We start from the raw sequence: 7,639 nt of genomic DNA on the forward strand, positions 1-7,639 counted from the left end.
CCCCACTCGCGGGTACAGGTGCAGGAGGTGCTCTGCCAGCGGCTGGGGGACTTGATCAGCATCGAGGTGCAGGCCAGCGGCTTTCTCTACCGGATGATGCGGCTTTTGGTGGGATCCCTAGAGGTGGTGGGCCGAGGCGAGCTCAGCCCAGCCCAATTTGTCCACCTGTGGCAACACAACGACTGGAGCCAGATGCGCACCCGCTACAGCGCTCCCCCGCAAGGGCTGTGCCTGACGGATGTGGGCTATGCTGCGGATCCCTTCGGTCAACAGTTCGCCCACTCGCTGCCCTTTTGGGCCTTGCCCACAGAGCCTCCCTCCGCCCTCCGGTCGCCGGCTGCGTTGGCCCATTCCTGCGGTTGATCTGGGCGATCTCCAAGCTTGTCCTGATATGTTTCCTTGCCTGCCATGAACAAAACTCCCCTTCCCAACCCCGAAACTCTGGCGCCCCGCTGGTATCTGGTGGATGCTGCCAATCAGCGCCTGGGCCGCTTGGCCGCCGCTGTGGCCACCCTCTTGCGGGGTAAGCACAAACCGGACTTCACCCCTCACCTGGATACGGGGGACTATGTAATTGTGATCAACGCTGAGAAAGTGGTGGTCACTGGCAAAAAGCGCACCCAAAAGCTCTACCGCCGCCACTCTGGCCGTCCCGGCGGCATGAAAGTAGAAACCTTTGCCCAACTGCAGGCGCGCCTGCCGGAGCGGGTGGTGGAAAAAGCGGTCAAGGGAATGTTGCCCCACACCCGTTTGGGCCGGCGGCAATTCACCAAGCTAAAAGTTTATGTCGGGCCGAGCCACCCTCATGAGGCCCAGCAGCCCCAAGTTTATCCGCTCAACACGATCCCAGGAGCCAAAGCATGACTCAAGCGAGCAGCCAACGAGCCGTTTATTGGGGAACGGGACGCCGCAAAACCGCCGTTGCCCGCGTGCGTTTGGTGCCCGGCACGGGCAAAATCATCATCAACGACAGGCCGGGAGACCAGTATCTGCAGTATCAAGAAGCCCTGCTGGCCAGTGTGAAGGGGCCGCTGGAGATCCTTGGTCTGGAAAACTCCTACGACATCTTGGTGCGAGCCCATGGCGGCGGCGTTCACGGCCAGGCGGATGCGATCAAGCTGGGGGTGGCGCGCGCCCTCTGTGAGGTGGATCCGGCCAATCGCGGCCCCTTGAAAGTCGAGGGTTATCTGAAACGGGATCCGCGCGCCGTGGAGCGGAAGAAATACGGCCTGCGTAAGGCCCGCAAGGCTCCCCAGTACTCGAAACGCTAGGGATCCCTGCCATTGCTTTTCAGAGGAAGATGTTGATAGACAAGGGTATAGAGACAGGCCCAGAGGAGGAGAGGGTTATGCCCAAGAAAGGATTGCACCCGCAGTGGTATCCAGAAGCCAAAGTCATCTGCAATGGCGAAGTGGTGATGACGGTGGGATCCACCAAGCCGGAGCTCAGGGTGGATGTTTGGTCGGGCAACCATCCCTTTTTCACCGGCAGCCAAAAGATCATCGATAGCGAAGGCCGGGTGGAGAAGTTCATGCGCAAATACGGCATGGGAGGTGGCAAAAAGGCCAAGTAGAGGTTCCCCCCTCCGGGTGTGGGCAACGCTTGGATCCCTGGGTATTGCGAATCTATGGCTTCTGCTCAACTGATCGACCAGCTTAAGAATGTTGAAGCCACCTTTCAGGAGCTGACGGTGCGCTTGGCCGATCCGGACGTGGCCACGGATCCAGCTGAGCTGCAGCGGATTGCCAAGGCCCGCTCCTCCTTGGAGGCCACCGTCGAGGCTTTTCACGACTGGCAAAAGCTGAATCGCGATCTGCAACAGACGGAAGAACTTTTGCGGGAATCGGCCTCCGACCCGGAGCTGGAGGCGATGGCAAGAGCGGAACTTGAGCAACTGCGGGCCCGCCAAGAACAACTGGAGGAAAAGCTCACCCTGCTGCTGCTGCCCCGGGATCCCAACGACGACAAGAACATTATGTTGGAGATTCGCGCTGGCACCGGTGGGGAGGAGGCGGCGCTGTGGGCGGCGGATCTGGCCCGCATGTACACCCGCTACGCCGAAAAGCTGGGCTGGTCGGTGCGTCTGGCGAGCCTCTCGGAAGGAGAGCTGGGGGGCTACAAAGAGGCGATCCTGGAGATTCAAGGGGATCAGGTGTACAGCAAGCTCAAGTTTGAAGCCGGCGTGCATCGGGTGCAGCGGGTGCCTGTTACAGAAGCGCAAGGGCGTGTCCACACCTCGACGGCAACGGTGGCGGTGATGCCGGAAGTGGATGAAGTGGAGGTGGTGATCGACCCGAAAGACATCGAAATCAAAACGGCACGCTCCGGGGGGGCAGGCGGCCAAAACGTCAACAAGGTGGAGACGGCAGTGGATCTCATTCACAAGCCGACCGGGATCCGGGTGTTTTGTACCGAGGAGCGTTCCCAACTGCAGAACCGCCAGCGGGCAATGCAGATTTTGCGGGCCAAACTCTACGAGATGAAGCTGCGGGAGCAGCAGGCCTCCATCAGCTCTGCCCGGCGCATGCAGGTGGGAACGGGATCCCGCTCGGAAAAAATTCGCACTTACAACTACAAAGAAAACCGGGTCACCGACCACCGCCTTAACCAAAATTTCCCGCTGCAGCCCATTTTGGATGGGGAGCTGGACGACCTGATCCAAGCCTGCATTGGCCTTTACCAGAGAGAGCTGCTGGCGGAGTTGTCCTAGGCTGGCTTTGGCCGGATGGATCCCTTCCTGAGAACCTTTCTTCTGCCAAGCTGGCGATAGAATGAATACTCACGTCGAGAACCCAGACTCCCCATGCTGGCCGAATACCGCCAACACGCCGCTGCCCGCGAGGCCCAAGGGATCCCGCCGCTGCCCCTGAATGCAGCCCAGACCAGCCAGTTGTGCGAGCTCCTGAAGGCCCCGCCTGCTGGCGAAGAAGCCTTTTTGTTGCACCTCTTAACAGAGCGCGTCCCGCCGGGGGTCGATGAAGCAGCCTACGTGAAAGCGGGCTTTTTGGCGGCGGTAGCCAAGGAGGAGGTTGCATCGCCGTTGATCACTCCTGTGCGGGCGGTAGAGCTGCTGGGCACTATGCTGGGGGGCTACAACGTTCAGGTTTTGCTGGAGCTGTTGCAGGATGCGCGGCATGAGATCGCAGCGGCAGCAGCCCGTGCCCTCAGCCACACGCTGCTGATCTTCGATGCCTTTCACGACGTGCTGGAGCTGAGCCAATCCGGCAATGCCTATGCCCAGCAGGTGCTCCGGTCTTGGGCCAATGGCGAATGGTTTACCGCCAAAGCTCCCCTGGCCGCAGCAATCACTGTAACAGTGTTCAAGGTTGCCGGCGAGATCAACACCGATGACCTTTCCCCCGCCGCCCACGCCACCACCCGCCCGGATATCCCCCTCCACGCCCAAGCCATGCTGGAGTCCCGCGCTCCAGGATCCCTGGTTACCATTGCCGAGCTGAAGCGCCGCGGCCATCCCGTTGCCTTTGTGGGGGATGTGGTGGGCACCGGCTCCTCCCGCAAATCCGCCCTCAACTCGCTGCTCTGGCACATCGGCCACGACATTCCCCATGTGCCCAACAAGCGGGCTGGGGGGGTGATCCTGGGGGGCACCATTGCGCCCATCTTCTTCAACACCGCCGAAGATGCCGGGGCCTTGCCCATCCAGTGCGATGTCTCCCGCCTGGAAACCGGCATGGTGGTTACCATTTGCCCCTACGAAGGTGTGATCCGCTCTGAGGCCGGCCAGGTTCTCTCCACCTTTTCCCTGCGGCCCGTGACCCTCCCCGACGAAGTGCGGGCGGGGGGACGTATTCCCCTGTTGATTGGCCGTGCCCTCACCGACAAAGCCCGCCAAGCCTTGGGTTTGCCTCCCTCGACCTTGTTTATCCGCCCCACTCCACCGGCAGACACCGGCAAAGGCTATACCCTAGCGCAAAAAATCGTGGGCAAAGCCTGTGGGCTGCCAGGCGTGCGCCCGGGCACCAGTTGTGAGCCCCTCATTACCACGGTGGGATCCCAGGACACCACCGGCCCCATGACCCGCGATGAGCTGAAGGAGCTGGCCTGTCTGGGCTTCAACGCCGACCTAGTGCTGCAGAGCTTCTGCCACACCGCCGCCTATCCCAAGCCGGTGGACATCCAGATCCACAAAGAGCTGCCCGACTTTTTCGCTTCCCGCGGGGGCGTTGTCCTGCGTCCCGGCGATGGCATTATCCACTCCTGGCTCAACCGCATGCTCCTGCCGGATACCGTCGGCACCGGGGGCGACTCCCACACCCGCTTCCCCTTGGGGATCTCCTTCCCGGCGGGATCCGGTCTGGTGGCCTTTGCCGCCACCATGGGGGTGATGCCCTTGGACATGCCGGAATCGGTGCTGGTGCGCTTTAAGGGGGAACTGCAGCCGGGGATCACCCTGCGGGACATTGTCCATGCCATCCCCTACGTGGCCATTCAGAGGGGGCTGCTCACCGTTGAGAAAAAAGGCAAGAAAAACGTCTTTGCCGGGCGCATCATGGAGATCGAGGGCCTGCCGCATCTGAAGGTGGAGCAAGCTTTTGAGTTTACCGATGCCTCGGCAGAGCGCAACTGTGCCGGCTGTACCATCAAGCTGAGCATCGAGACGGTCTCAGAATATCTGCGCTCCAACGTGGTGCTGCTGAAGAACATGATCGCCCGCGGCTATCAGGATGCGAGAACCTTGCTGCGGCGCATCGCCAAAATGGAAGCATGGCTGGCCAACCCCAGCCTGATGGAAGCGGATCCCGACGCCGAATACGCCGAAGTCATCGAAATTGACCTCAGCACCATCACCGAGCCGATCGTCTGTGCCCCCAACGATCCCGACAAGGTGATGACCCTGAGCGAGGTCTATGCCCAACACGAAGCAGGCAATCCAGACACCCCCATCAAAATCGACGAGGTGTTCATCGGCTCCTGCATGACCAACATCGGCCACTACCGCGCCGCCGCTAAGGTTCTAGAAGGCCAAGGGCGGGCCAAGGTGCGCCAATTCTGGATCTGTCCACCCACCCGCATGGACGAAGCGCAACTGCGCTCGGAAGGCGTGTACGGCACCTTTGCTGCCGCAGGGGCCAGAACAGAAATGCCGGGATGCAGCCTGTGTATGGGCAACCAAGCCCGCGTGGAAGATGGGGCCACCGTCATGTCCACCTCCACCCGCAACTTCAACAACCGCATGGGCAAAGACGCGCGGGTTTACCTGGGATCCGCCGAGCTGGCCGCCGCCTGCGCCCTTTTGGGCCGGATCCCCACCCCTGAGGAGTACCGAGAGATCGTCTCCACCAAGATCCAGCCCTTTGCCGGCGAGCTGTACCGCTACCTCAACTTCCACGAGATCCCTGGCTTTGAGGACGAAGGACGGGTCATCCCGCGGCAGCACGTGGAGGAGCTGTCCAGGAGCCGTTCTTGAGCGAGAATAGGGGCTAGCTGCCCTGATAGCATGGCAGGGATCGCCCCATTGCCCTGGAGAAAGCTCAATGGCCCTGAATCCAAAGAGGATCCGCCGCATCCACCGCACCCTTGCCCCCATTCTGGCCCTGCCGTTGGTGGTGACGGTGCTGACGGGATCCCTCTATCAAATTGCCCGCCTTAACGAAAACTTCGACTACTACTGGCTGATCCAAATCCACAAAGGGCAGTGGGGCCCCCTCGATCTGCAAGCGGTTTACCCCTTCTTAAACGGACTGGGGCTGCTGGTGATGGTGGCAACCGGCCTCAGTATGTGGTTACCAACAAAACCCCATCGCCGCCCCAAACATACGGAGTCCTAGAGGGTTTTGGATAGATAAACCTGTAGGGTAAATACCTAAGAAACATTCCAGAAAACCCTACATTTCCCGGAACGGATTTGACTACACTAGAAGCATAGAGGTTTTGCTTGCACCTCTAAAGTTGAGCCCCAAAAGCTAAGCTCCAAACTCGAACTGGAAGTCAAAAAAGCAAAGTAATAGAGGAGGAGGATGCTCTATGGCTCTTGTCCGCTGGGATCCATTTCGTGAAATTGACGAAATTCAACGGGAAATGAACCGGATGTTCGACCGGTTGATCCCTCGCACCACCGAAGCTGACGGCTTCGCCTTCATGCCGGCAGTGGAGATGCACGATGATCCCGAAACCATTACCCTGAAGCTGGAGCTGCCCGGCTTGAACCCCAACGACTTGGATATCCAAGCCACAGCCGAAGCGGTCTCCATCACTGGGGAACGGCGATTTGAGAAGCGCTCTGAAGACAAAGGGGTAACCCGGACTGAATTCCGTTATGGGCGCTTCCAACGGGTGATCCCACTGCCGAACCGGATCAAACACGATCAGGTGAAAGCCGAATACAAAGATGGGATCCTCACCCTCACCTTGCCCAAGGCAGACTCTGAAAAAGCCCAAGTGGTCAAAGTGAGCGTTGTCTCCTGATGGGCGTAGCTGAAGCTGCTCTGAGGTTAGGCAATTTTCCATGAGGAAAAAAGATCCCATAGGGGTAGGCTCATCGCCTACCCTTTTTTAGTCCTTTTTTGCGTTTTGGTTTTTCAGCTTGCGCTCATTTCAAGCAGGAATAAATCGGGTTCGCTGCAGGGATCCCCAGCTCTCCCTACCGAACTCAACTCAACTCGATTTGACTTTTGCCCGCCGCTTTGGATAGGGTTTGAGTGCGCAACGGAGCCAAGGTTGAGAGCATGGCCAGCGTTACCTACGAACACGTTACCAAGCGCTACAGAGACACCACCGCCGTCCATGACCTGAACATCACCGTCGAAGACGGGGAATTTCTCGTCTTTGTCGGCCCCTCCGGCTGCGGCAAAACCACCTCCCTGCGCATGCTGGCCGGCTTGGAAGAAGTGAGCGCCGGATCCATCTACATTGGCGATCGACGGGTGAACGATGTCCCCCCCAAGGATCGGGATATCGCCATGGTCTTCCAATCCTACGCCCTCTACCCCCACATGACCGTGGCCGAAAATATGGCCTTTGGCCTCAAGCTGCGCGGCCTGCCACGGGCGGAGATCGAAAGCCGGGTTAGAGGGGTGGCCAAGCGCCTTGGGATCGAGCACTTGCTCAACCGCAAGCCCAAGGAACTTTCGGGTGGGCAACGGCAGCGGGTTGCCGTCGGGCGGGCCATCGTGCGCAATCCGGCGGTGTTTTTGATGGATGAGCCCCTCTCCAACTTGGATGCCAAGCTGCGGGTACAGGCGCGGGCCGAGATTAGCAAGTTGCACATGCAACTGGGCACCACCTTTATCTACGTTACCCACGACCAGGTGGAGGCCATGACCATGGGCAACCGCATCGCCGTCATGAAGGATGGCCGCCTGCAGCAGGTGGATACCCCCCACACCCTCTACACCCGCCCTGCCAACCTGTTTGTGGCCGGGTTCATCGGCAGCCCCGCCATGAATTTCTTCCAGGCCAAGCTGCGGGAGCAGGAGGGCACCCTCTGGATCGATACCGGCGCCTTCCGCGTGGCCATCCCGCCCCACCAGGCAGAGCCCTATTGGCAATACGTCGGCAAGTCGGTCATCTTCGGCATCCGCCCGGAAAACATCCACGATCCCCACTACCAACCCCCAGGGATCCAACCTGCCCCGGTGCGGGCTAAGGTCTCGGTAACGGAGCTGGTGGGCCATGAAGT

Annotated in this window: 8 protein-coding genes and 1 pseudogene; all 9 read left to right on the forward strand. The window is 60.0% G+C overall.

Features of this window, described 5'->3' with window-relative positions; translation table 11 throughout:
* Window positions 1–363 (forward strand): annotated as a pseudogene (locus NW849_RS02680) (tRNA pseudouridine(38-40) synthase TruA); the annotation flags it as partial.
* A gap of 45 nt (window positions 364–408) precedes the next feature.
* The gene (rplM, locus tag NW849_RS02685; protein ID WP_414355792.1) at window positions 409–864 is read left to right on the forward strand and encodes a 50S ribosomal protein L13; all 456 of its coding nucleotides are present in this window, start codon (window positions 409–411) and stop codon (window positions 862–864) included.
* Window positions 861–1,271: a 30S ribosomal protein S9 gene (rpsI, locus tag NW849_RS02690; RefSeq protein WP_011433194.1), complete on the forward strand. Its 411-nt coding sequence runs from the start codon at window positions 861–863 to the stop codon at window positions 1,269–1,271. The genes rplM and rpsI overlap by 4 nt, the downstream gene beginning before the upstream one ends.
* Window positions 1,272–1,348: 77 nt before the next feature.
* Window positions 1,349–1,573: a 50S ribosomal protein L31 gene (gene rpmE / locus NW849_RS02695; RefSeq protein WP_414351133.1), complete on the forward strand. Its 225-nt coding sequence runs from the start codon at window positions 1,349–1,351 to the stop codon at window positions 1,571–1,573.
* Window positions 1,574–1,627: 54 nt separating this feature from the next.
* Entirely contained in the window at window positions 1,628–2,710 is a 1,083-nt protein-coding gene (gene prfA, locus NW849_RS02700) for a peptide chain release factor 1 (RefSeq protein WP_414355793.1), read from the forward strand.
* Between the two features lie 93 nt (window positions 2,711–2,803).
* Window positions 2,804–5,428 (forward strand): bifunctional aconitate hydratase 2/2-methylisocitrate dehydratase, encoded by a 2,625-nt coding sequence (gene acnB, locus NW849_RS02705; protein ID WP_414355794.1) that lies wholly within the window; start codon window positions 2,804–2,806, stop codon window positions 5,426–5,428.
* Between the two features lie 67 nt (window positions 5,429–5,495).
* Window positions 5,496–5,789 carry a PepSY domain-containing protein gene (locus NW849_RS02710; RefSeq protein ID WP_414355795.1) on the forward strand — a complete coding sequence of 98 codons (294 nt, stop codon included), beginning with the start codon at window positions 5,496–5,498 and terminating at the stop codon, window positions 5,787–5,789.
* Between the two features lie 196 nt (window positions 5,790–5,985).
* Window positions 5,986–6,426, forward strand: a complete 441-nt coding sequence (locus NW849_RS02715) for an Hsp20/alpha crystallin family protein (protein WP_011433199.1) — start codon at window positions 5,986–5,988, stop codon at window positions 6,424–6,426.
* Window positions 6,427–6,686: 260 nt separating this feature from the next.
* A partial coding sequence (locus NW849_RS02720; protein ID WP_414355796.1) for an ABC transporter ATP-binding protein occupies window positions 6,687–7,639 on the forward strand: 953 nt, incomplete at its 3' end.

Source organism: Synechococcus sp. R55.3, from assembly GCF_047461975.1.
Classification (GTDB): domain Bacteria; phylum Cyanobacteriota; class Cyanobacteriia; order Thermostichales; family Thermostichaceae; genus Thermostichus.

Coding starts and splice junctions, on each gene's coding strand:
- NW849_RS02715 (WP_011433199.1), top strand. CDS start 5,986: ATGGCTCTTGTCCGCTGGGATCCATTTCGTGAAATTGACGAAATTCAA.
- NW849_RS02710 (WP_414355795.1), top strand. CDS start 5,496: ATGGCCCTGAATCCAAAGAGGATCCGCCGCATCCACCGCACCCTTGCC.
- acnB (WP_414355794.1), top strand. CDS start 2,804: ATGCTGGCCGAATACCGCCAACACGCCGCTGCCCGCGAGGCCCAAGGG.
- rplM (WP_414355792.1), top strand. CDS start 409: ATGAACAAAACTCCCCTTCCCAACCCCGAAACTCTGGCGCCCCGCTGG.
- prfA (WP_414355793.1), top strand. CDS start 1,628: ATGGCTTCTGCTCAACTGATCGACCAGCTTAAGAATGTTGAAGCCACC.
- rpsI (WP_011433194.1), top strand. CDS start 861: ATGACTCAAGCGAGCAGCCAACGAGCCGTTTATTGGGGAACGGGACGC.
- rpmE (WP_414351133.1), top strand. CDS start 1,349: ATGCCCAAGAAAGGATTGCACCCGCAGTGGTATCCAGAAGCCAAAGTC.